Raw genomic sequence first — 21,468 nt, 5'->3', positions numbered from 1 at the left:
GGGAGGGTGAATGTTCTCGGTCTGGAAATGGCGGCTTGTGGCCTTCTCCCGGAAACTCTGGGTGCGGGCCTCGCTCTACGCGCTTCTCGGCGTGGTGACGGCGCTGGTCGCGGCCGGGGTGCAGGGCTTTCTGCCGAGTGGCGCGGGCAAGAGCTTCGGCGCGGGGTCGGTGGATGCGATCCTGACCATCCTCGCCTCCTCGATGCTGGCGGTAACGACGTTCTCGCTGGGGATCATGGTCTCTGCCCTTTCGGGCGCCGCGCAGGCGGCGACGCCGCGGGCGGTGGTGCTGCTAATGCAGGACGGCACGACCCAGAACGTGCTGGCGACCTTCCTCGGCACCTTCCTGTTCAGCCTGGTCGGGATCATCGCGCTGAAGGCGGGGCTTTACGGCGCGGGCGGGCGGCTCGTTCTGTTCATCGTGACGCTGGTGATGGTGGCGGTGATCGTTCTGACCATGCTGCGATGGATCGCGCATCTGAGCGAATTCGGCCGGATGCGCGACGTGCTGAGCCGGGTGGAGCGGGCGGCGGAGGCGGCACTGGCCGCACGGCTGGCGGCGCCCTACCTCGGCGGCCATCCCCGCCGCGGCCCGCTGCCCGACGGGGCGCATCCGGTCTTTCCTGATCGGATCGGCTATGTCCAGCACCTCGACACCGGCGCGCTGGAGTCGGTGGCCGAGGGTGCCGGCGTGCAGGTCCATGTCGCGGCCCTTCCCGGCGCCTTCGTGGACCCGTCCCGCCCGCTCGCCCATGTCGTGGGGCCCGCCGAGACGGGGGTGAAGGATCGCATCGCGGCGGCCTTTACCATCGGCCAGGCGCGCAGTTTCGAGCAGGATCCCCGCTTCGGGCTGCAGGTGCTGGCCGAAGTCGCCTCGCGTGCGCTGTCGCCGGCCGTGAACGATCCCGGCACGGCGATCGACGTGCTGGGGCGCGCGGTCCGGCTGATCGCGCTTTGGGGGGCACCCGGGGAAGCGCTGCTGAAACATCCGCATATCTGGGTGCCGGAGATTGCGGCGCGAGAGCTGTTCGAGGATGTCTTCCGCCCGATCGCCCGCGACGGCGCGAGCCTGGTCGAGGTGCAGATCCGCCTGCAGAAGGCGCTCGCGACGCTGGCCCGGCTCGATCGTGCCGATTTCGGGCACGCGGCGGCGCGCCAGTCGGATGACGCGCTGGCGCGGGCCGAGGCGGCGCTTGCGGTGGAGGCGGACCGCGAGATCCTGCGCGATCTCAACGTCGCGGTGCGCACGGCCGCCGGCGTGCCGGACGAGGCTTGATCTGGGTCATGGCCGGCGCGGTCCCCGGGGTCGAAGCTGGGGGTCCCACCGGGCCGGTCGGAGTGGCCCGGACGCGACGGAGGCGGGGATGAGAGACGATGGCGATCTGACCGTGATCCGGCCCTTCTGGCTGGCGCGTGGCATGGCACGGGCGCTGGGGTTTAGCCTTGCCGAGGCCCTTTCCACCGGTGCGCTCAGCCGCGAGGGGCTGGAGGCCATGATGCGCGATTGCGGCGCCTGTCCGCGGCAGGCGGAGTGCCTCGACTGGCTGGGCCGCACCACCGGGCGGGCCGAGCATCTGCCGGAGTTCTGCGCCTGCCGCGCGCCGCTGGAGGGCGCGCGGAAACGGATGCCGCGGCGCTCCAGACTGATGCCGGCGACGGCCTTCTGACGCGCGCTCCGGGGCGCCGGTCGGGGATCGGAGGCCTCAGAGGCCCTTGTGGGTGCCGTCGCAGAACGGCGCGTTGGCCGAATGCTTGCAGCCGCAGAGCCAGGCGGACTTGCCCTCCTCCGCCTGCAGCTTCACGGGGGTGAAGCCCGTGCCCTTGTGGCTGCCGTCGCAGAAGGGCTGGTTCTTGCTTTGCCCGCAGGCGCACCAGAAATAGGTCTTGCCGGCTTCCAGCTCGACCCTGAAGGGGGCCTTCTGGGCGATGGTCGGGGCGGACGTATCGGTCATGGAATCCTCCTTGTGGTTGTGGCGATGCTGGCGCGGGCCGGGGCGTGCGGTCAAGCCGGCGGCTCGGGCCGCGGTGCAGGGCCGCTGTGCGTTGACGCGGCATCACGTCTGGGAGAGGGGCGCCCGAATCGCGCCGTGCAAGGCGTTGCCGCGGTGCCGGATCGGCAGGCTTCCGCTTGCGGCCGAATCAGCGATGCCGTACAATAGGCAGCGCCCGCAGAGGCGACAACGACAAGAAATTGAGGTTCGAGCAATGATCTCCTTCGCCCGCGCGGCGCTGCCGCTGGCCCTTGCCGCATCGCTTCTGGCGCCGCTGCCGGCGCTTGCGACCGGCAAGACGAGTCTGGTTCTTGGCATCGGCATGAGCTTCGGCCACCGCGTGACGCCGGAGCTTTACACCGGCCTCGAGCATTCCAACACCAATGCCGACGGCAAGGTGAGCGGCGCGAAGGCGCTGTTCTACTGGGATTTCGCCCAAAGCCTCGCGCCATCGAAGTTCAAGGTGATGGGGATCATCGGCGGCAAGACGAACTGGCAGCCGGAGATCGGCGCCGGCTACTCGTTCGAGAATCGCAACGGCCTGTTCTCGGCCGGTGTGAACAGCCATCACGTGGCCGGAGGGGTCGACTTCAGCCCGACGACGGGCCTTGCCCCCTACGTCCAGATCCATACCGGCGGGGATTACTGAACCGACGGGATGACGGGGCCATAAGACCTGGCCCTGACCGGCCGCGCGGATCGTGCGCCCCCGCGCGGCCGGATACACGAGAAAAAAAGGGGCCCGTCCGGCGGGCCCCTTTTTCGTTTCTTCCGGGATGTTCGCCAAGTCGCCCCGGAGGGCGCGCGCGTCAGTCCTTCGCGCGCTCGACGTAGGTGTTCTCGGCGATGTTGATGACGATCCGGGTGCCGGCGTCGATATGCGGCGGCACCATGACGCGTACACCGATATCCGTCATCGCGGGCTTGTAGGATGAGGAGGCCGTCTGCCCCTTCACGACCGGCTCGGTCTCGGTGATCTCCACGGTCATCTTCTGCGGCAGCTCGATCGCGATGGCGACGTTGTTGTGGATCTGCAGGAAGACCTTCATGCCGTCCTGAAGATAGGCCTTCTGATCGCCGATCACGTCGGGCGAGACGGTGACCTGTTCATAGGTTTCCGGCTCCATGAAGTGGTAGCCTTCGCCGTCCTCGTAGAGGAAATCGTATTCCCGCTCGTCGACATGGGCGCGCTCGACCTGGTCGGTGGTCTTCCAGCGTTCCGACACCTTCACGCCGTCGGAGATGCGGCGCATGTCGACCGAGGTCGTGGGCGTGCCCTTGCCGGGGTGGAAGTTGGTGGCCTGGAGGACGACGTAGAGCCGCTCGTCGATCTCGACGACATTGCCCTTGCGAAGGCTGGATGCGATGACTTTCATTGTCTTTCCTTGTGACTGCGGGGCGCCTTGCGCTATCAGGCGCGCGATCTGACGCCCGCCCCTAGCGCATCTTTGTCCCTTTCGCCAGAGTCTAGCCGCGATGAGCCCTGCCGAGACCCCCTGGTGGTCCCCCGACCGCCACGCCGACCGCCGCCCGCTTCTGCTGGCGCGGAACCGCATCCAGGCCGCGCTTCGGGACCGGCTGGCCGGCGAGGGCTTCACCGAGGTCGACGTGGCCGCCCTGCAGGTCTCGCCCGGGAACGAGGCGCATCTGCACGGCTTCGCCACCGAGGCGGTGGGCAACGATGGCACGGGCCGGCGGATGTACCTGCACACCTCGCCCGAATTCGCGATGAAGAAGCTGCTGGCGGCGGGCGAGCGCCGGATCGCCACCTTCGCCCATGTCTGGCGGAACCGCGAGCGGGGCGTGCTGCACGAGCCGGAATTCACCATGCTCGAATGGTATCGCGCGGGCGAGGGTTACGAAGTGCTGATGGCCGATTGCGCTGCGATGCTGCGGTTGGCGGCGGAGGCGGCCGGGGCGACCCTCCTGCGCTTCCGCGACGCGACCTGCGATCCCTTCGCGGAGCCGGAGCGGCTTTCCGTGGCGGAGGCCTTTGCGCGCCATGCCGGGATCGACCTTCTGGCCAGCGTCGACGCCGAGGGGCGACCGGATCTCACCCGCCTCGCGCCGCAGGTTGCGGCGGCGGGCATCGCGGTCAGGGAGGGCGACAGCTGGTCGGATCTTGTGAGCCGGGTGCTGGTCGCGAAGGTGGAGCCGCATCTGGGCCATGGCCGCGCGACGATCCTCGACCGATACCCGGCGGCGGAGGCGGCGCTGGCGCGGCGCGCGCCGGACGACCGGCGGGTGGCGGAGCGGTTCGAGCTTTATGCCTGCGGGGTGGAGCTGGCCAACGGGTTCGGCGAGCTGACCGACCCGACGGAGCAGCGCGCGCGCTTCGAGGCGGAGATGGACGAGAAGGCCCGCGTCTACGGCGAGCGCTATCCGCTGGATGAGGATTTCCTCGCCGCCCTCGCCGCCATGCCGGAGGCAAGCGGTATCGCGTTGGGCTTCGACCGGCTGGTGATGCTGGCAACGGCCGCGCCGAGGATCAGCGATGTGATGTGGGTGCCGGCGGGCTGACCCGCCGGCGCCGTCCGGCGGCCCTCAGCCGTTCCGGAGGAGGTTCCAGCCGAAGCAGAGGATGCCGAGCAGGATCATCAGCTCTGCGATCGGGGCGATGGGGACCATTCCGGCTTCGGTGATCCGTGCCGAAAGAAGCAGGAAGAGCATCACCAGAAGCACGGCCGCGCCCAATGCGTGAAGCCAGAAATGCACCCGCGCGAGGTTGCTTTCGGCCATGTCCGGGACGACCCGATAGACCAAGCCGAAGACCGTCATCAGAACGAAGCCCAGAAGGTTCAGGTGGGCATGCAGCGGCGCCAGCGCGACATTGCCGGAGGCGCTCATGTACATGCCGATCGGAATGCCGACCAGCAGGAACAGCAAGCCCACGATCATGAAATTCCGCGAAACGTTTGTCATTTTGCTTCCCCTTTTTACCGCGCGTTCTTCGCGCGTTCCCGTAGGGCAAGAATACACGGGTTTGTGTTTGCTCCGTGATGGATTTGGCGGGTGCTGAAATTTTGGGCGCGGCTGGGGTTTTGGCGCACCGGGGTCGTCGGTCCCCGGGGCCGACCTTACCCGCGAACCGGAACGCCCCACAGATCGTACTCACCCGCTTCATCCACGTCGACGGTGTGAAGATCGCTGGGCTTCAGGTTCCGAAGTCCGCGGTCAGGAGAACGCGATCTCGTCGAGCTTCGATGAATTGGTGATGCAGATGCTCCGTGGGTCTTCGGTGAGACGGATATGTCGGTGGCAGCGTCCTTGCGGTGTTAAGTGCGTAACATGCATACGCGTCAGTCGTCGGCTCAATCCCCAAATTCACGCTGGATTGTCGCCAAAACGTCACCGAACGTCTCTTTGATATTCCCCTTGGAGAACCTTATTTGTTGGATTCCAAATAGGTTAGAGAACTCTTGGCAGCCCTCCTCAAGTAGAACGATTGCCCGAGCGAATCCTAATGTCCCTTGAAATAGACCAGTCTCATGAATAACGTTTGGTCGCGCCTGAAAATCACCTGTGGTGAGCTCGTCTTCTGCCGTTAGCACCAAGAAGGCGATATCGCTGCTCTCGGACATATCTCCAATAATATCGCGAATTGTATGGCCGGCTCGTGCGCCGGTTTCGTAGGCTTCTATTTTATAATGATGTTGATCAGATAGATGGTCTTTTAGATCGCGCCATATGTTATTGCGGCCGTGCCCGATGAATATCCTGGGTTTTTGCTCTCTGGCCGGCCTTTGTATCGTATACTTTTCCTTTTCCGACTCCAGTGTGTCAAATATTTCTTGCGTAAGAGCCAGGTCGTTCGCCTCGACTTCGACTGTCGTTTCATGAGCCCCAGGGAAGAAGGTGATATTCAAAATTAATTCTTTTAATGCTCGCGCGGGGTCGCGAAATTTCCAGCGGCAATTATAATACCCATCCGAGTCTTTTGATAGATAGTCAAAAAATTCTGCTTCATCGTGATCAAGGCCGTCAAATCTATATTCGCGCGCCCCAATACGGATATTTCCGTGAAAGAATACCGAATTTTGGCTTTTGGAGGTCTTGGAGTAATCAATGATTTTCGATCGAGCCCTTCGCAAGGCTGCCGGCCCAAAACGAACGCTGTCAAAAGTCTCTTTGATCGAGGTAACCATTGCCTACACCCTCCGCCCCCACAAATCATACTCACCCGCTTCATCCACCTCGACGGTGACGAGATCGCCGGGTTTCAGCCCTTCGAAACCCTCGTCGATGAAGAGGTTGCCGTCGATCTCGGGGGCGTCGGCCTTCGTGCGGCAGGTGGCGCCCTCCTCGTCGACCTCGTCGACAAGCACCTCGATCCGGCTGCCGACGCGGGCGGCGAGCTTGGCCTCGGAAATCGCCTGAGCCTTCTCCATGAAGCGTTCCCAGCGGTCCTGCTTCACCTCCTCTGGCACCTGGCCGGGCAGGGCGTTGGCGCGGGCGCCGGCGACGTTTTCGTATTTGAAGCAGCCGGTGCGGTCGAGCTGCGCCTCGTCGAGCCAGTCGAGGAGCACCTGGAACTCCGCCTCCGTCTCGCCGGGGTAGCCGACGATGAAGGTGGAGCGGAGCGCGATCTCGGGGCAGGTGGCGCGCCAGGCGGCGATCTCGTCCAGGGTGCGCGCCGCCGCGGCGGGGCGGGCCATGCGCTTCAGAGTGTCGGGATGGGCATGCTGGAACGGGATGTCGAGATAGGGCAGCACCAGCCCCTCTGCCATCAGCGGGATCAGGTCGCGCACATGCGGGTAGGGATAGATGTAATGCAGCCGTACCCAGGCGCCGAGGCTGCCGAGGTCGCGGGCGAGATCGGTGATATGCGCACGGTGGCCGTTCTTCTCGGCATGCTTGAGGTCGACGCCGTAGGCCGAGGTGTCCTGGCTGATGACCAGAAGTTCCTTCACCCCGGCATCGACCAGCTTCTCCGCCTCGCGCATCACCGCATGGGCGGGGCGCGAGACGAGGCGGCCGCGCATGTCGGGGATGATGCAGAACTTGCAGTGGTGATTGCAGCCCTCGGAGATCTTCAGATAGCTGTAGTGCCGCGGGGTCAACTTTACCCCGGTCGCGGGCACGAGGTCGATGAACGGGTCGGGCCGCGGCGGGACGGCGGAATGGACCGCGTCCATCACCTGCTCGTAGGCCTCCGGGCCGGTAACTGCCAGAACCTTCGGATGCGCGCCGGTGATGTAGCCGGGCTCGGCGCCGAGACAGCCTGTGACGATCACCTTGCCGTTCTCGGCCAGCGCCTCGCCGATCGCCTCGAGGCTTTCGGCCTTGGCGCTGTCGAGGAAGCCGCAGGTGTTCACGATCACCGCGTCCGCGCCGGTGTAGTCGGGCGAGATCGCGTAGCCTTCGGCGCGCAGGCGCGTGAGGATGCGCTCGCTGTCGACCAGCGCCTTCGGGCAGCCGAGCGATACCATGCCGAGCGTCGGCTGGCCGGGGCGGCGGGCATCAGTCCCGGTTTCCGGGATGCGGGCGCGGGCGAGGTCGGGGCGGAGGTTGGGCGGGTTCTCGGTCATGCGCCCTCATAGCGCAGGGCGCGGGCGCCGGGAAGCGGGGCTGTGGTCGTGCCGTGGCGGGGAGCCGCGCGGGCGTCGCGGCGGCCGGTTTCAGTCTGTGCGCTAAAATATGTTACATGCGGAATATTTCATGCAATAGTGATGAGGCCGGCCCGGCGGAAGCGCTGTGCAGGCCCTGGCAGGGAGGTGCCGGGTGATCATGCGCGGAGGCGAGGAGGATTTCATGCCGGGACGTGTATTCAGAAAGGGTGGCCGTCTGGCCAGTGCAATCGCAGCGGGGACCGTCGTGGGGCTCGGGCTGTCGGCCGCGGGGCCGGCCTGGGCGACGGAGGGTTATTTTGCGCTCGGCTACAGCCCCGAGCAGATCGCCCAGGGCGGCGCGGGCGTGGCCAATGGCGACGAGGCGATGTCGGCTGCGGTCAACCCGGCCGGGGTGGCCAGCGTCGGCAACGAATATTCCATGGGGCTCGAGCTTTTCTCGCCGAGCCGTCAGTTCACCGGCACTGGCACACAGTTCGTGCCGCAGGGCACGGTGAAAAGCGGGCACAGCACCTTCTTGATCCCGAATTTTGCCATCAACAAGGTGCTGGCGAACGGCGCGCGGCTGAATTTCGCGGCCTATGGCAATGGCGGGATGAACACCAGCTATCCGGATGTCGCAAACCCGGCCTGCGCGAGCTTCGGCGGCGGCAGCGGCGTCTTCTGCGGCGGCAAGGCAGGGGTGAACCTCAACCAGCTTTTCCTGTCGCTGACCTATGCCCAGAAGGTCGGCAACCTGTCCTTCGGGATCTCGCCCACGCTTGCGCTGCAGGACTTCTCTGCCCGGGGCATCGGGGCTTTCGCCAGGTCCTCGGTCGATGGCAGCCACCTGTCGGACCAGGGCGGCGACTGGTCGCACGGCTTCGGGCTGAAGGCGGGGGTGGAATACGAGGCCGCGCCCAATCTGCGCTTCGGTCTGGCGCTGCAGACCAAGATCAAGATGTCGAAGTTCAAGAAATACGCGGGCCTCTTCGCGGATGGCGGCGCGTTTGACATCCCGGCTTCGGCCACGCTGGGCCTTGCCTGGGACGCCCGCCCGGATCTGACCGTCATGCTCGACTACCAGCGGATCTGGTATTCCGGGGTGCCCGCCGTCGCCAATCCCTTCCCGAACGGCTCGGCGGCGCTGGGTTCGGCGAACGGGCCGGGTTTCGGCTGGAGGGATGTCGACGTGATCAAGCTCGGCGCCGCCTGGAAGGCCAGCCCGGCGATGACCTGGCGCGTGGGCTATGCCTATTCGACCAATCCGGTGCCCCCGGGGCAGGTGACGCTGAACATCCTCGCCCCCGGCGTGGTGCGGAGCCATTTCAGCGCGGGTGGGTCGTGGAAGATGAATGCCGCCGACACGCTGGATTTCGCGGTGGAATACGTGCCGCGGAGCAGCGTCAGCGGCGGCGAGGTGACGACCGCGGGCGCGACGCCGGGCACCATCCGCCTGTCGATGAGCCAGGTGGCGCTGGCGGTGGGCTACACGCATCGCTTCTGATCCGCAGACCGCAAGCAGAGGCGGTGGCGCAGGCGGTTGAGACCCGGCGCGATTGCAGGCAGAGTTGGCGCGTGGTTTTTTCCGGGAGGTTTCCATGCGCTGGCTTTTCCGCCTTCTGGGCCTGATCGTGCTTCTGGCGGCGCTGGCCGTCGCCGGGCTGTTCCTGATCCCCGCCGACCGAATCGCGGGCCTCGCCGCCGCGCAGTTCGAGGCCGCGACCGGCCGGCAGATGGTGATCTCCGGTGGGGTCCACCCGACGCTCTGGCCTGAGCTTGGTGTTCGGGCGGGGCATGTGGAGATCGCCAACGCCTCTTGGTCGAAGGCGGGGCCGATGGTGACTGCCGACGGGCTGGTGGTGGGGGTCGATCCGCTGGCGCTGCTGGGCGGTTCGGTGAAGGTGGGCCGGGTCGAGCTCGACGCGCCGAAGATCCTGCTGGAAACCGGCAAGGACGGGCACGGCAACTGGGAGCTGACGCCGCTGAAGCCCGCGGCCCCGGCGAAGGGCGCGCCTGCGGCGGGCGGCAGCGGGGCGCCCGGGATCCCTGAGATCACGATCGGAAAGGCCGTGATCACCAAGGGCTCCGTCACCTATCTTGATGATACGACGGGGAAAAAGCAGACGGTGAGCGGGATAGACGCCACTTTCCGACTGCCCAAGGCTTCCGGCCCCGCCGATCTGAATCTGAAGGCCACTGTGAACGGCCAGCCGGTGACGCTGAGTGCCGAGGCCGGCAAGGCGGCGCAGGCGCTGGCGGGACTCGCGACGCCGGTGAAGCTGAAGCTCACGGCCGGGTCGTCCACCGTCGGCTTCGATGGCAGCGCCGATCCGGGCAAGGGTGCGGTGAAGGGTGCGCTCGACGCCGCGATCACGGATCTGCCGGCCCTCTTCAAGGCCGCGGGGATGACGGCGCCCGCGCTGCCGCAGGGGCTGGGGGCGAAGAAGATCCTGCTGAAGGGCAATCTCAGCGCCGCCGCCGCAGGGACGGTCGCGCTCGACCAGGCGCAGGTGACGCTTGACGGCAACGCGCTTAAGGGCCGGGTGGCCGTGTCGCTCGCCGGTGCCCGACCGAAGCTGAACGCGATCCTTTCGGCCGGCAAGCTCGACCTCTCCGCGCTGGGCGGCGGGGCCGCGCCGGCGCAGGCGGCCTCCGGCGGTGGCAAGCCTGCCGCGGGCGGGGCGGCGGCGGAAACCGGCTGGTCGAAGGCGCCGATCGACGCCTCTGCGCTGAAGCTCGCCGATGCCGACGTGACGCTGGGGGCCGACGGACTGGACCTCGGCACGCTGAAGCTGGGGCGGACGGATGTGACGCTGACGCTCAAGGACGGGCGCGCGGTGGTGGGGCTGAAGCAGGTGGTCGCCTATCAGGGCGACATCACGGGCCAGGTCACGGCCGATGCCGGCAAGGGGCTGAGCGTGGCGGCGGACATCAACGCCGCCCATGTCGCGCTGCAGCCGCTGCTGACCGATTTCGCCGATTACAAGCGGCTGATCGGGACCGGCACGCTGAACGCCAAGCTGCACGCCTCGGGCGGGTCGATGGATGCGCTGATGCATGCGCTCTCTGGCTCCGGCTCGATGGATCTCGGCAAGGGCGAACTGCAGGGCTTCGACCTTGCGGGCATGCTGACGCATCTCAACGCCAACTACCTCGGGCCGGGGGCGAAGACGATCTTCAACTCGGTCAAGGCCACCTACACGATCAAGGGCGGGGTGCTGACGAACAACGACCTCGCCTTCGCCTCGCCCATCCTCGACGCCTCGGGCAAGGGGACGGTGGGGATCGGCGACAAGACGCTGGATTACGTTGTCACGCCCGTCGCCTTCCGGGGACTGACCAACGGCAAGGGGGTCTCCGTGCCGCTGAAGATCTCCGGCAGCTGGGCCAAGCCCCGTTTCGGCCTCGATATGGGATCGGCGCTGGGACAGAAGATCCAGACCGAGCGCCAGAAGCTCAAGGACAAGGCAAAATCGGCGGTGGAGAAGGGCATCCTGAACCTGCTGAAATAGGCCCCGGGGCGCCATCCGGGGCCGGAGGGCGCGCGCTGCGCCGCAGCATGGGGCGTTGACATTTACCGCCAAAGCGCTCATGTGAGCGGCGGGATGTCTGCTGCCGCGTGAGCAGGCCCGGGCCGGAAAGGCCCGATGACAACGGACAGCCCGCCTCCTGGTTCCCCAACACGCAGGGGCCGCCGCGACGACGGCCAAAGGGCAATCCGGCCCCGGTCAGCGTGTCGCGCCCCCCATCGCGACCCCGCTCATGTCGAGCGGAGGCGCATCTGATTCAGGCAGCCGCCCGCGGGGCGCTGCCCAATGGGACTGATATATGACCTTTGAACTCATGGGGCTTCGCCCCAACCTCGTCGCCAACCTCAAGAAGGCCGGCATTACCGAGCCGACGCCGATCCAGACCCGGGCCATCCCGGTGGCGCTGGACGGGCGTGACCTGATGGGCCTGGCCCAGACCGGCACCGGCAAGACCGCCGCGTTCGGCCTGCCGATTGCCAATGCGCTTCTCGGCCTCGGCAAGACGGCCGATCCGAAGACGGTGAGCGGGTTGATCCTGGCGCCGACGCGCGAGCTGGCCACCCAGATCCGCGACAACCTGACGACCTATCTGAAGGGCACGCATCTGCGCGTCGGCGTGGTCGTCGGCGGCGCCGGGATCGGGCCGCAGATCAACCGGCTCGCGCGCGGGACCGACCTGCTGATCGCCACGCCCGGCCGCCTGCTGGACCTGATCGAGCGCAATGCCGTGCGGCTGGACAAGACCCAGTACCTCGTCCTCGACGAGGCCGACCAGATGCTGGACCTGGGCTTCATCCACGCGCTGCGCAAGATCGCCAAGCTCCTGCCGAAGGAGCGCCAGACGCTGCTCTTCTCCGCCACCATGCCGAAGCAGATGGCCGAGATCGCAAGCGCCTACCTGACCGACCCGGTGCGGATCGAGGTGAACCCGCCCGGAAAGCCGGCCGACAAGATCGAGCAGAGCGTCCACCATGTCGACCAGTCGGCCAAGGCGCCGCTGCTGGCGGAGCTGCTGGACGCCCACCGGGACGAGCTGGCGCTGGTGTTCACCCGCACCAAGCATGGCGCCGACCGGCTGGCTCGCGGGCTGGAACAGCAGGGCTTCGCCGTCGCCGCGATCCACGGCAACAAGAGCCAGGGCCAGCGGACGCGGGCGCTGCAGGCGTTCCGGGATGCCAAGCTGCGCATTCTCGTCGCGACCGACGTGGCGGCGCGGGGGCTCGACATCCCGCAGGTGCGCCATGTCTACAACTACGACCTGCCGACGGTGCCGGACAACTACGTCCACCGCATCGGCCGCACGGCGCGGGCCGGGCGCGCGGGCAACGCGGTGGCGTTCTGCGCGCCGGCCGAGCTTGCCGATCTGCGCGCGATCGAGAAGGTGATGGGCCGCAAGATCCCGGCCGTGGGCGATGTCCCGGCTGCCGCGGCGGCCGAGCCTTCCGCTGCGCCGAAGGGGGCCGCCCACAAGCGTCGCCCGCAGCAGCGCCGCCGCAACAACCGCCAGCGCGCGGCCGCCTGAAGGCCAGAAGAACTCAGGAGCGCCCGGCGAAAGCTGCCGGGCGCTTCCCTTCCGGGCCTCAGACCCCGAGGCACCAGCGCACGATCGCCTTCTGGGCGTGCAGCCGGTTCTCTGCCTCGTCGAAGATCACCGAATGCGGGCCGTCCATGACGGCCGAGGTCGCCTCGTCGTCGCGATGCGCGGGCAGGCAATGCATGAAGAGCGCGTCGGGTTTGGCGTGGCTCATCAGCTGCTCATTCACCTGGTAGGGGCGCAGCTGGTTGTGGCGCCGCTCCTTCGAGGACTGGCTGTCGTGCATCGAGACCCAGGTGTCGGCGATCACGACGTCTGCCCCGGTGACGGCCTTCGCCGGGTCGCGCTCGATCACCACATTGGCGCCCTTCTTGCGGGCGAGGCCGATGAATTCCTCCTCCGGATCCAGCGTCGGCGGGCCAGTGAAGGTCATGTCGAAGCCGAACTGCCCTGCGGCGTGCAGCCAGGAGGCGCAGACGTTGTTGCCGTCGCCGCACCAGACCGCCTTCCTGCCGGCGATCGGGCCGCGATGCTCCTCGAAGGTCATCACGTCGGCCATGATCTGGCAGGGATGGGTGCGGTTCGTCAGCCCGTTGATCACCGGCACATCGGCGTATTCGGCCATCTCGAGCAGCGTCTGCTCCTCGAAGGTACGGATCATGATGAGATCCACGTAGCGCGAGAGCACGCGGGCGGTGTCGGCGATGGTCTCGCCATGGCCGAGCTGCATGTCGGCGCCCGAGAGCACCATGGTCTGCCCGCCCATCTGGCGGATGCCGACGTCGAAGGAGATGCGGGTCCGGGTCGAGGGCTTCTCGAAGATCAGCGCGACCATGCGGCCGGCAAGCGGCTGCTCGGCGTCGGGCGTGCCCTTGGGGCGGCCGGCGCGGGCATTCTTCATGCTGCGGGCATTGTCGATCATGCCCCGGAGGGCGGCGGCGTCGGTCTTGTGGATATCGAGGAAGTGGTTCATTCGGTTCGACTTTTCACTGTGGCGGTGCCGGGGGCTGTCTGCCCCCGGACCCCCGAGGATATATGCGGACAGAAGAAGATCAGGCCGGGACCAGCGTGGTGGCGGCGCGGTCGAGGCGGGCGACCGCCTCGGCGATCTCGTCCTCGGTGATGTTGAGGGCGGGCAGGACGCGCACGACATTGTCGGCGGCGCCGACGGTGAGGATGTGCTCGGCATAGCCCGCCTTGACCACGTCGGTGTTCGGCAGGCGGCATTTCAGGCCCAGCATCAGGCCTTGGCCGCGGATGCCCTCGAAGACATCGGGGTGCGCGGCGACGAGGCCTTCGAGACGCTGGCGCAGGAGCGCGGCCTTGCGGCTCACCTCGGCCAGAAACGCCTGATCTGCAACGATTTCCATCACCCGGGCGCCGACCGCGCAGCCGAGCGGGTTGCCACCGTAAGTGGAGCCGTGGGTGCCTGCGGTCATGCCCGATGCGGCCTCTTCCGTGGCCAGCACCGCGCCGAGCGGGAAGCCACCGCCGATGCCCTTGGCGATCATCATGATGTCCGGAGTGATGCCGGCCCATTCATGGGCGAAGAGGCGGCCGGTGCGGCCCATGCCGCATTGCACCTCGTCGAGGATCAGGAGCGTGCCGGTGCTGTCGCAGAGGTCGCGCAGGCCCTTGAGGCATGCGTCCGGCAGCGGGCGGATGCCGCCTTCGCCCTGGATCGGCTCGATCAGGACGGCGGCGGTCTTGTCGGTGACGGCCTTCTGCACCGCCTCGTGGTCGCCGAAGGGGAGATGGACGAAGCCCGGCAGCAGCGGGCCGAAGCCCTTGGTCATCTTCTCCGACCCCGCGGCGGCGATGGCCGCGGAGGAGCGGCCGTGGAAGGCGCCCTCGAAGGTGATGATCTCGACCCGCTCGGGCTGGCCCTTCTCGTACCAGTATTTGCGGGCCATCTTGATCGCCAGCTCGGCCGCCTCGGTGCCGGAATTGGTGAAGAAGGCGGTGTCGGCGAAGGTGTGCTCGACCAGCAGATCCGCCAGCCGCTGCTGGTTCGGGATCTGGTAGAGGTTCGAGGTGTGCCAGAGCTTTTCCGCCTGCGCTGTCAGGGCCTTGACCAGTTCCGGATTGGCATGGCCGAGGGCCGTGACGCCGATGCCGGCGCCGAGGTCGAGGTAGCGGGTGCCGTCCGCGGTGATCAGCCAGCTGCCTTCGCCGCGCTCGAAGGCGAAGGGCGCGCGGTTGTAGGTGGGTAGAACGGACGGGATCATGGCAGGGTCCTTTCAGCGAAGCCCTAGAGGTGCCAAACGGGCGGGGGTTCGTCAACGTATCGATGATGTTGGGGGGCGCCGCGAGGGGCGCGCGATCGCGGGGCGTCAGCCGAGGCGGCGACGTCGGGTGCAGGCGGCAAGTGCGGCGGTGCGTGCGATCATGGCAGGGTCCTTAGCGCGGGAGGGGACGGGCTGTCCAGCGGAATTGCCGGAGCCCGGTGACGCCGCGGCCGGACGCGGGTGACGGGAAAGACGGCGCCGGTTCGGCGAGGGCGGGGTCCGGGGCGGCAAGTGGTTCTGGCGGCTGGAAAATCGGCCCACCGATTCAACACAGCTTTTGCACCGCTTTCGCACCGTAAGTGTACCGCATTTCGGGACGGTGGTCGGCCCCTTCGCGCAACGGCTGCGGCACAGAACCATTTTCAGAAGGCGCGTTCCGCATTAGGCTGGGCGGATGGCGCTTTCGCTCTATGGGTACCATTATTCGGTTTATGTCCGCGCCGTGCGGCTTGCACTGGCGGAGAAAGAGCTGCGCTGCGAGCAGATCGAGGTGGATCCGTTCTCGCCCCTGCCAGAGGGCTACCTGGATCTGCATCCCTTCGGCCGGGTGCCGGTGCTGCGGCACGGACGGCTGATGCTGTACGAAACCCAGGCGATCCTGCGCTACCTCGACGAGCGCTTCCCCGGCCCGCCGCTGCAACCCGACGGCGCGGCGGCGCGGGCGCGGATGATGCAGGTGATGGGGATCGCCGACGCCTATGCCTACCGGCCGCTGGTGCGGCAGGTCTATTCCCATGCCGTCTTCCGGCCGGCCGCGGGGGAGGCGTCGGACCCGCGCGAGGTGGCGATGGGCATGGTGGCCGCGGCGCGGGTCCTTGGCGCGCTGGAGGTGCTGGCGGAGGAGGGGCTGGTGCTTTCCGGCGCCGTGACGCTGGCGGACCTGCACCTGGCGCCGATGATCGCGGCCTTCGCGCAGGCGGCGGAGGGGGCGGCGGCGGTGGCGCGCCATCCCGCGCTTGCCGCCTGGTGGCAGGGGATGCGCGGGCGCGAGAGCATGGCGGAGACGGATCCCGGGCTGCCGGAGGGGCGGCTGCGCTGAGGCGGAGGCGGAACCGCCACGCCGGCCGTGCGGCGCAGGCCCGGCGAAGGCCGGGCGGGGGCCTCAGGAAAGGCCCCACATCCTGGCCTCGCCAATCTCCACCGAATTGCCCGCGGGGTCGCGGACGTAAAGCGATCGGGCACCGCCGGGCCAGGTGTGGACGGCCTCGATCGGGACGCCGCGGGCCTGGAAGCGCTCGTACCAGTCCGGGAAGGCCTGCGGCGCGACGCGGAAGCAGACATGGCCCGGCCCGGCCGCGCCGTGGCGGGGAATGGGCGAGGGTGGCTCTGCCGCGCTGGTGGCCGCCGGGTTGAAGATCAGGAGCATCCCCGACCCGCAGCGGAAGAACACATGCCGGCCTTCCGAGCGGGTGACGCGTTCGAGCCCGAAGACCTCGCGGTAGAAGGATTCCGCCGCGGCGAGGTCGTCGGCGTAGAGGCAGGTCTCGAGAATGGCTTCGGGTTGCATCGCGGCCTCCGGTTGCCCCCGGCGGACCGGGAGGATTGGGCGGCGGGACGGGGCGGACGTCAGGCGATGATGTCGGGGGTCAAGAGGTCCGACAGGCGGGCGATCTCGTCCTTCATGGCAAGCTTCTGCTTCTTCAGCCGCCTGAGCGCGAGCTGGTCGCCACGGCCGGAGGTTTCCAGCACATGGATCGCGTCGTCGAGGTCGCGGTGCTCCTGCCGGAGTGCCTCCAGCCGGATCCGCATCACCTCTTCGCTGTTCAGTTCCATCGCTGCGTTCATCGTCTGCCCGGAAATGAGTCGCCTCCAAGAACCGAGCCACTATAGCCCCGCGGCGGGGCTTGCGGGAAGAAATCTTGGACCATTCGGGCCGCGTGGGCCGGCCCGTGATCACAGCGGCGCGGCAGGACTTGCGGTGTCCGTGGGCGCGACCCATATTTTGCCCATGGGCTGCCGCAACGGGGCCCTGACCTGATGTCGCTTCGTGCAAGGACAGTCCAGATGACCAAACTGACGTTCGGATCTCATCCGTTCCTCCTCGGGTTCGAGCAGCTTGACCGGCTGGTCGAGCGGACCGCGAAGACCGCGACCGAGGGCTACCCGCCGTTCAATATCGAGCAGTCCTCCGACAACGCCTATCGCATCACGCTTGCGGTGGCGGGGTTCCGCGAGGGCGATCTGGCAATCACGGTGGAGGACCGGCAGCTGGTGATCCGCGGCCGCCAGGAGGACGACGGCGAGGGCCGCGTGTTCCTGCATCGCGGCATCGCCGCCCGCGCGTTCCAGCGCAGTTTCGTGCTGGCCGAGGGCGTCGAGGTGGCCGGGGCGAAGCTGGAAAACGGGCTGCTGCACGTGGATCTGGTCCGCGCGACGCCCGAGCCTGTGGTGCAAACGATCCGCATAACGAAAGCCTGAGGAGGTTTCGATGGATACGCGATATGAATTCGGGCCGGAGATCGAGGGCGAGGCGCCCATCGTCTACGTCCGGCCGATCCCGGTGGCCGAGCTGCCGGAAGAGGTGCGCGCGGAGGTCCGGGCGCAGATCGGCGATCAGCCGATGCTTTACGCCGTCCACGGCGCCGATGGCGAGCGCCTGGCGCTGGTGCGCGACCGCAAGATGGCCTTCCTGCTTGCCCGGCAGAACGACATGGCGCCCGTGAACGTCCACTAGGGCACTAGGGAACGTTCACCAGGGTACGCCGACCAGGGCGCGCGGCCCGGCCCCGTGCCGGGCCCGTCCTGCCCCAGGCTTGGCCCCGGATCGTGTCGCCGGGGCCGCATTGTCCGCCGGATCTGGCCCGGAAGGGAGCGGGGATCCGGGGCAAATGTTTCTCCGTCAGCGCGCCTGTGTTACCCATGGGGCAACAATAACGGTTCAGGCTTCGCGGCCGAGGGCCTTGATTGGTGGGGCAGGCATGATGACGGGCTATCGCGGCACGTTTGTCATCTCTTGGGGGCAGACCGAGGTGGACGGGCTTCGGCCCGCGCCGCTCGAGGCGCTGCAGGTCGGCGTCAGCTGGCGCTGGCAGGGCCAGGCGATCCGGGTCGACGGGCCGCAGGGGCTTCTGGTTCTGCGCGGTGATGTGGCGGGCGCGGAGCTGCGCCGCCATGCCGCGCGCGGGGTGCGGCGGCTGATCGGGGCGGCGCTTGACGGGCGGGCGGCGGCGCCCGAGGGGCCAGATACGGCAGAGGATCCGGCCGTGGACGGGGAGATGCCCGACCGCGGCTTTTTGCTGACCGACGGGCGGCGGAGCTTCGCGGTGACGCTGATCGAGGCCGACACGGGCGCGTGGCTTCTGATGTTTCTGGGCGAGATGCCGGAGGCGGGGGCCGAGCTCTGGGTCGTGCGGGCCTCGGTCTCCGGCAGGGTGGGGTTCGACGACAATCCGCTGGCGGGCGGCGTGATCTGCTTTGCCGCCGGCACGCTGATCCGGACGGAGAGCGGCGCGCGGCCGGTCGAGACGCTGATGCCGGGCGACCGGGTGCTGACGCGGGACGACGGCCCGCAGGAGGTGCTGTGGACCGGGGACCGCCGGATGACCGGCGCGCGGCTTTACGCCATGCCGCAGCTGAGGCCGATCCGGTTGAGGGCCGGGGCGCTGGGCGCGGACCGGCCGGAGGTGGATCTGCTCGTCTCGCCGCAGCACCGGGTGCTGGTGCGAGGGCCGGCGGCGCGGGCGCTGTTCGGCGAGGCCGAGGTGCTGGTGGCGGCGAAGGATCTGGTGGACGAGCGCGGCGTGGTGGTCGACAGCGCGCTGCGCGAGGTGCGCTATGTCCACGTGCTGTTGCCGCGGCATGAGGTGATCTGGGCCAACGGGCTGGAGACGGAGAGCTTTCACCCCTCCAACACCTCGCTGGAGACGGTGAACCCGGCGCAGCGCGAGGCGCTCTTGTCGATCCTGCCGGGGATTGACAGGGAGCCGGAGAGCTATGGCGGGTTTGCCCGGCGGAACCTGACGGGGTCGGAGGCGGCGATCCTGCGGTATGGGGCGGCTTGAGGCGGGGCGTTTCGGGGGCGGCGGTGAACGGTGCGCAATGAATGCGCACCCTACGCGGTGAGGAGGGGCAGGGCTCGTCCGCGGGGGGGCGCTGGCTGAGACTCGGGTCTGTCCGTTTATGGTTTAATCGCCCCCTTCGGTCTTCTCCTGTGATGAGCTCCAAGAAGCGCCCGCCCTTGGGGGCGGCCGGGCGCTGGCCCGGCGGGCTGCGCCCGCTGTTTCGGGCCGGGGTAAGGGCGAGAGGCGGGATCTGTCGCCTGCCTTGACGCGGGGCATTGCCTTGGCGCCCGGGCTGGGCAACATGGCGGGATGCGTGTCGTCCTGCTCGTCGCCCTTACCATGGTCGCCTTTGCCGCCAATTCGGTGCTGAACCGGATGGCGATGGTGGGCGGCGGGATCGGGCCTTCCGCCTTCGCGGCGATCCGGCTTCTCTCTGGCGCGCTGGCGCTGGCGGCGATGGTGCGGGTCCGGGGGGCGCCGCTGCCGCTGACCACTCGGGCGCGGCGGCTGGGTGTGCCGTCACTGGCGGTCTACATGCTCGGCTTTTCCTTCGCATATCTCAGCCTCGACGCCGGGATCGGCGCGCTGATCCTGTTCGGCGCGGTGCAGATCACCATGTTCGCGGGCGCCGTCCTTGCCGGGGAGCCGGTGCCGGGACGGCGCTGGATCGGGGCAGCGGTGGCCTTCGCGGGGCTGGCCTGGCTTCTGTGGCCCGAGGGGGCCTCTGCCCCGCCGCCGGTCGGGGCGGTGCTGATGGCGGCGGCGGGGATCGGCTGGGGGCTTTACTCGCTGAACGGGCGCGGCGCGGCCGATCCGCAGGCCGAGACGGCGGCGAATTTCCTGCTGGCTGCGCCGGTGGCGCTGATCCTTTGGGCGCTGGTGCCGGGCACCGTGGCGCTCGCGCCGCGCGGGGTGGGGTTGGCTGTTCTGTCGGGGGTCGTGACCTCGGGCCTTGGCTATGCGCTCTGGTACGCGGTGCTGCCGCGGATCGCGGCCTCTGCGGCGGCGGTCGCGCAGCTGACCGTGCCGCTGATCGCCATGGCGGGCGGCATGGTCTTTCTGGCCGAGGCGCCGAGCCTGCGGTTCATCGGTGCGGCGGTGCTGGTTCTGGGCGGCGTCGGGCTGTCGCTGGTCAGGCGCCGCCGAGCGTCTTGACCATCCGGCAGGCGGTCTGCGTTCTGCTCCCGAGCGTCACGCTGCGGCCGGCCTCGTGCAGGCGGAAGCCCTCGCGTTCCCAGAAGGCGCGGCCGCGCGGATTGGCGTCGAGCACGGCGACGTAGAGGCGGGGCGCGCCCCGTGCGCGGGCCATCCGCTCGACCTCGCGCAGGAAATGGGGCCCGAGCCCGCGCCCGCGGGCGGAGGCGGCGAGAAAGAGCATGCCGAGATAGGCGTCCTGCGGCTCCGGATAGCCGAAGGCGAGTTCCACGACCCCGCAGAGCGCCCCCCCGTCGAAAAGGCCGAGGCGCGGGACGTCCACCGGGTCCAGCCCCGGCGGGGCGGCGGTGAAGAATTGCCCGGTCAGGACCTCCGGCGCGGTGGGCTCGCCGCGCTCGATCAGGATGTAGTCGGCGATCTCGGGCCAGAAGGCGTCGACGAGGGCGCGGTCGGCCGTCGCGTCGAGGCGGCGGATGGTCAGGGCCATGCGGCGGCCCGGATCGAGAGGACTTCCAGCTCTACCGCCCCGGCGGGGCGCGCCCAGGTGACGCTGTCGCCCGGCACCGCACCGATCAGCGCGCGGGCGAGCGGCGCGTGCAGTGAGATCCAGCCTTTCGCGGCATCGGCCTCGTCCTCGCCAGTGATGCGGTAGCGGCGCTCGGCGCCGTCCTCGTCCGCCACGGTGATCTCGGTTGCGAAGGCGACCTCGGTCGGCGTGTCGGGCGGTGTCACGAGCGTCGCGGTGGCGAGGCGGGCCTCGAGATAGCGGATGTCGCGCTCGGCCGCGGCCTCTGGCAGCTTGTCCAGCCGGTCGGGGCGGGCGCGGAGCGTGGCGAGGCGCGCCTGCGTCTCGGCCAGCCGCGCGCGCAGGCTTGCGAGGCCGGAGGCGGTGACCCAGTTCGGATGCTGGCTGACGGGGATGTCGGGCAGCGGGTCGAGGTCTCCGGTGCCCTCCTTGACGAAGGCGCGGCTCATTTCACGATGACCTCCAGCGGATCGTAGAGGGTGACCGCGCCCCAGGCCGCGGCGGCGAGGCTGTCGGGCTTGTGGCGAAGCCCAGCGAGTTCCTGTCGGCTGACGTAGCGGCGCTCGGTGACCACGCCCTCCGGGTCGCGCCATGTGGCGGGCAGCGGCGAAAGGGGTCGGCAGTGGAAGTAGATGTCGACCTGGTGGAAGCCGGTCTCGGGGTCGTGGAACTCGTTGACGAGGCCGGGGGCGCCGACCTCGATCTCGATCCCGCATTCCTCGGCGATCTCGCGGGCGAGGTTCTCGGGCAGCGAGCTTCCGGCGTGCACGCCGCCGCCGGGCGCGCACCAGAGGCCGAGGCGGTGGCCCGGGTAGGCGTTGACCAGAAGAAGCCGGTCCTCGTGGAGGATCAGCGCCCGGGCGGCAAGGCGGGGGGAGCGCGGTTTCATGGCCG

Annotated in this window: 24 protein-coding genes; 12 read left to right on the top strand and 12 right to left on the bottom strand. The window is 68.5% G+C overall.

Annotated features, from left to right (window positions below):
- Window positions 1-10 precede the first annotated feature (10 nt).
- Entirely contained in the window at window positions 11-1,276 is a 1,266-nt protein-coding gene (locus tag EIP85_RS04895) for a DUF2254 domain-containing protein (protein ID WP_127901043.1), read from the top strand.
- Window positions 1,277-1,364: 88 nt separating this feature from the next.
- Complete coding sequence (locus EIP85_RS04890) at window positions 1,365-1,667, top strand: DUF6455 family protein (RefSeq protein ID WP_127901042.1); 303 nt, start codon at window positions 1,365-1,367, stop codon at window positions 1,665-1,667.
- 36 nt (window positions 1,668-1,703) lie between these two features.
- On the opposite strand, the gene EIP85_RS04885 is transcribed toward EIP85_RS04890, so the two are convergent.
- On the bottom strand, window positions 1,704-1,952 hold the full coding sequence (locus EIP85_RS04885) for a CDGSH iron-sulfur domain-containing protein (protein WP_127901041.1): 249 nt from the start codon (window positions 1,950-1,952) through the stop codon (window positions 1,704-1,706).
- 253 nt (window positions 1,953-2,205) lie between these two features.
- Here EIP85_RS04885 and EIP85_RS04880 point away from each other — a divergent pair, with 253 nt between their 5' ends.
- Entirely contained in the window at window positions 2,206-2,640 is a 435-nt protein-coding gene (locus tag EIP85_RS04880; RefSeq protein WP_127901040.1) for a hypothetical protein, read from the top strand.
- A gap of 160 nt (window positions 2,641-2,800) precedes the next feature.
- Here EIP85_RS04880 and efp read toward each other — a convergent pair whose 3' ends face one another.
- Entirely contained in the window at window positions 2,801-3,367 is a 567-nt protein-coding gene (gene efp, locus EIP85_RS04875; RefSeq protein ID WP_127901039.1) for an elongation factor P, read from the bottom strand.
- Window positions 3,368-3,467: 100 nt separating this feature from the next.
- Between efp and epmA the strand changes: the two genes are divergently transcribed.
- On the top strand, window positions 3,468-4,511 hold the full coding sequence (gene epmA / locus EIP85_RS04870; RefSeq protein WP_127901038.1) for an EF-P lysine aminoacylase EpmA: 1,044 nt from the start codon (window positions 3,468-3,470) through the stop codon (window positions 4,509-4,511).
- A 24-nt stretch (window positions 4,512-4,535) separates the two neighbouring features.
- Here epmA and EIP85_RS04865 read toward each other — a convergent pair whose 3' ends face one another.
- From EIP85_RS04865 to rimO, 3 genes are all read right to left on the bottom strand, one after another.
- Window positions 4,536-4,913 carry a hypothetical protein gene (locus EIP85_RS04865; RefSeq protein ID WP_127901037.1) on the bottom strand — a complete coding sequence of 126 codons (378 nt, stop codon included), beginning with the start codon at window positions 4,911-4,913 and terminating at the stop codon, window positions 4,536-4,538.
- Between the two features lie 389 nt (window positions 4,914-5,302).
- Window positions 5,303-6,136 (bottom strand): TIR domain-containing protein, encoded by an 834-nt coding sequence (locus EIP85_RS04860; RefSeq protein ID WP_127901036.1) that lies wholly within the window; start codon window positions 6,134-6,136, stop codon window positions 5,303-5,305.
- A gap of 3 nt (window positions 6,137-6,139) precedes the next feature.
- Window positions 6,140-7,519, bottom strand: a complete 1,380-nt coding sequence (gene rimO, locus EIP85_RS04855; protein WP_127901035.1) for a 30S ribosomal protein S12 methylthiotransferase RimO — start codon at window positions 7,517-7,519, stop codon at window positions 6,140-6,142.
- A gap of 223 nt (window positions 7,520-7,742) precedes the next feature.
- Here rimO and EIP85_RS04850 point away from each other — a divergent pair, with 223 nt between their 5' ends.
- The 3 genes from EIP85_RS04850 to EIP85_RS04840 all read left to right on the top strand — a co-directional run bounded on the left by EIP85_RS04850 (window position 7,743) and on the right by EIP85_RS04840 (window position 12,592).
- The gene (locus EIP85_RS04850; RefSeq protein WP_127901034.1) at window positions 7,743-9,044 is read left to right on the top strand and encodes an OmpP1/FadL family transporter; all 1,302 of its coding nucleotides are present in this window, start codon (window positions 7,743-7,745) and stop codon (window positions 9,042-9,044) included.
- Between the two features lie 94 nt (window positions 9,045-9,138).
- Window positions 9,139-11,052 carry an AsmA family protein gene (locus EIP85_RS04845; protein WP_127901033.1) on the top strand — a complete coding sequence of 638 codons (1,914 nt, stop codon included), beginning with the start codon at window positions 9,139-9,141 and terminating at the stop codon, window positions 11,050-11,052.
- 316 nt (window positions 11,053-11,368) lie between these two features.
- Window positions 11,369-12,592, top strand: coding sequence for a DEAD/DEAH box helicase (locus EIP85_RS04840; protein WP_127901032.1), 1,224 nt, complete (start codon window positions 11,369-11,371; stop codon window positions 12,590-12,592).
- A 58-nt stretch (window positions 12,593-12,650) separates the two neighbouring features.
- On the opposite strand, the gene argF is transcribed toward EIP85_RS04840, so the two are convergent.
- Window positions 12,651-13,577 carry an ornithine carbamoyltransferase gene (argF, locus tag EIP85_RS04835; RefSeq protein ID WP_127901031.1) on the bottom strand — a complete coding sequence of 309 codons (927 nt, stop codon included), beginning with the start codon at window positions 13,575-13,577 and terminating at the stop codon, window positions 12,651-12,653.
- A gap of 79 nt (window positions 13,578-13,656) precedes the next feature.
- A complete protein-coding gene (locus tag EIP85_RS04830) occupies window positions 13,657-14,832 on the bottom strand; it encodes an aspartate aminotransferase family protein (RefSeq protein WP_127901030.1) in 1,176 nt (391 codons plus the stop codon).
- 454 nt (window positions 14,833-15,286) lie between these two features.
- Between EIP85_RS04830 and EIP85_RS23385 the strand changes: the two genes are divergently transcribed.
- Complete coding sequence (locus tag EIP85_RS23385) at window positions 15,287-15,931, top strand: glutathione S-transferase family protein (protein WP_127901029.1); 645 nt, start codon at window positions 15,287-15,289, stop codon at window positions 15,929-15,931.
- A gap of 63 nt (window positions 15,932-15,994) precedes the next feature.
- Here the strand turns inward: EIP85_RS23385 and EIP85_RS04820 are convergent, their stop codons facing one another.
- Both EIP85_RS04820 and EIP85_RS04815 read right to left on the bottom strand, forming a co-directional pair.
- Window positions 15,995-16,399 (bottom strand): VOC family protein, encoded by a 405-nt coding sequence (locus tag EIP85_RS04820; RefSeq protein WP_127901028.1) that lies wholly within the window; start codon window positions 16,397-16,399, stop codon window positions 15,995-15,997.
- 59 nt (window positions 16,400-16,458) lie between these two features.
- A complete protein-coding gene (locus EIP85_RS04815; RefSeq protein WP_127901027.1) occupies window positions 16,459-16,677 on the bottom strand; it encodes a YdcH family protein in 219 nt (72 codons plus the stop codon).
- Between the two features lie 219 nt (window positions 16,678-16,896).
- On the opposite strand from EIP85_RS04815, the gene EIP85_RS04810 reads away from it, so the two are divergent.
- The 4 genes from EIP85_RS04810 to EIP85_RS04795 all read left to right on the top strand — a co-directional run bounded on the left by EIP85_RS04810 (window position 16,897) and on the right by EIP85_RS04795 (window position 20,048).
- Window positions 16,897-17,310 (top strand): Hsp20 family protein, encoded by a 414-nt coding sequence (locus tag EIP85_RS04810; protein ID WP_127901026.1) that lies wholly within the window; start codon window positions 16,897-16,899, stop codon window positions 17,308-17,310.
- A gap of 10 nt (window positions 17,311-17,320) precedes the next feature.
- Window positions 17,321-17,566: a DUF1150 family protein gene (locus tag EIP85_RS04805; RefSeq protein ID WP_127901025.1), complete on the top strand. Its 246-nt coding sequence runs from the start codon at window positions 17,321-17,323 to the stop codon at window positions 17,564-17,566.
- 247 nt (window positions 17,567-17,813) lie between these two features.
- Window positions 17,814-18,893, top strand: coding sequence for a Hint domain-containing protein (locus EIP85_RS04800; protein WP_338325337.1), 1,080 nt, complete (start codon window positions 17,814-17,816; stop codon window positions 18,891-18,893).
- Window positions 18,894-19,202: 309 nt separating this feature from the next.
- The gene (locus EIP85_RS04795; protein ID WP_127901023.1) at window positions 19,203-20,048 is read left to right on the top strand and encodes a DMT family transporter; all 846 of its coding nucleotides are present in this window, start codon (window positions 19,203-19,205) and stop codon (window positions 20,046-20,048) included.
- Here EIP85_RS04795 and EIP85_RS04790 read toward each other — a convergent pair.
- The 3 genes from EIP85_RS04790 to EIP85_RS04780 are packed head-to-tail and all read right to left on the bottom strand — an operon-like array spanning window position 20,026 to window position 21,463.
- Entirely contained in the window at window positions 20,026-20,535 is a 510-nt protein-coding gene (locus tag EIP85_RS04790; protein WP_127901022.1) for a GNAT family N-acetyltransferase, read from the bottom strand. The genes EIP85_RS04795 and EIP85_RS04790 overlap by 23 nt on opposite strands.
- Window positions 20,526-21,023, bottom strand: a complete 498-nt coding sequence (locus EIP85_RS04785) for a GreA/GreB family elongation factor (protein WP_127901021.1) — start codon at window positions 21,021-21,023, stop codon at window positions 20,526-20,528. Before EIP85_RS04785 ends, EIP85_RS04790 begins: the two co-directional genes overlap by 10 nt.
- Window positions 21,020-21,463: an NUDIX domain-containing protein gene (locus EIP85_RS04780; protein WP_127901020.1), complete on the bottom strand. Its 444-nt coding sequence runs from the start codon at window positions 21,461-21,463 to the stop codon at window positions 21,020-21,022. Before EIP85_RS04780 ends, EIP85_RS04785 begins: the two co-directional genes overlap by 4 nt.
- Between the last annotated feature and the right edge of the window lie 5 nt (window positions 21,464-21,468).

The sequence above is a fragment of the Solirhodobacter olei genome, from assembly GCF_004010155.1.
GTDB lineage: Bacteria > Pseudomonadota > Alphaproteobacteria > Rhodobacterales > Rhodobacteraceae > Solirhodobacter > Solirhodobacter olei.
Note: the sequence above shows the minus strand (reverse complement) of the source record. Positions and strands in the feature narration are given on the sequence as shown.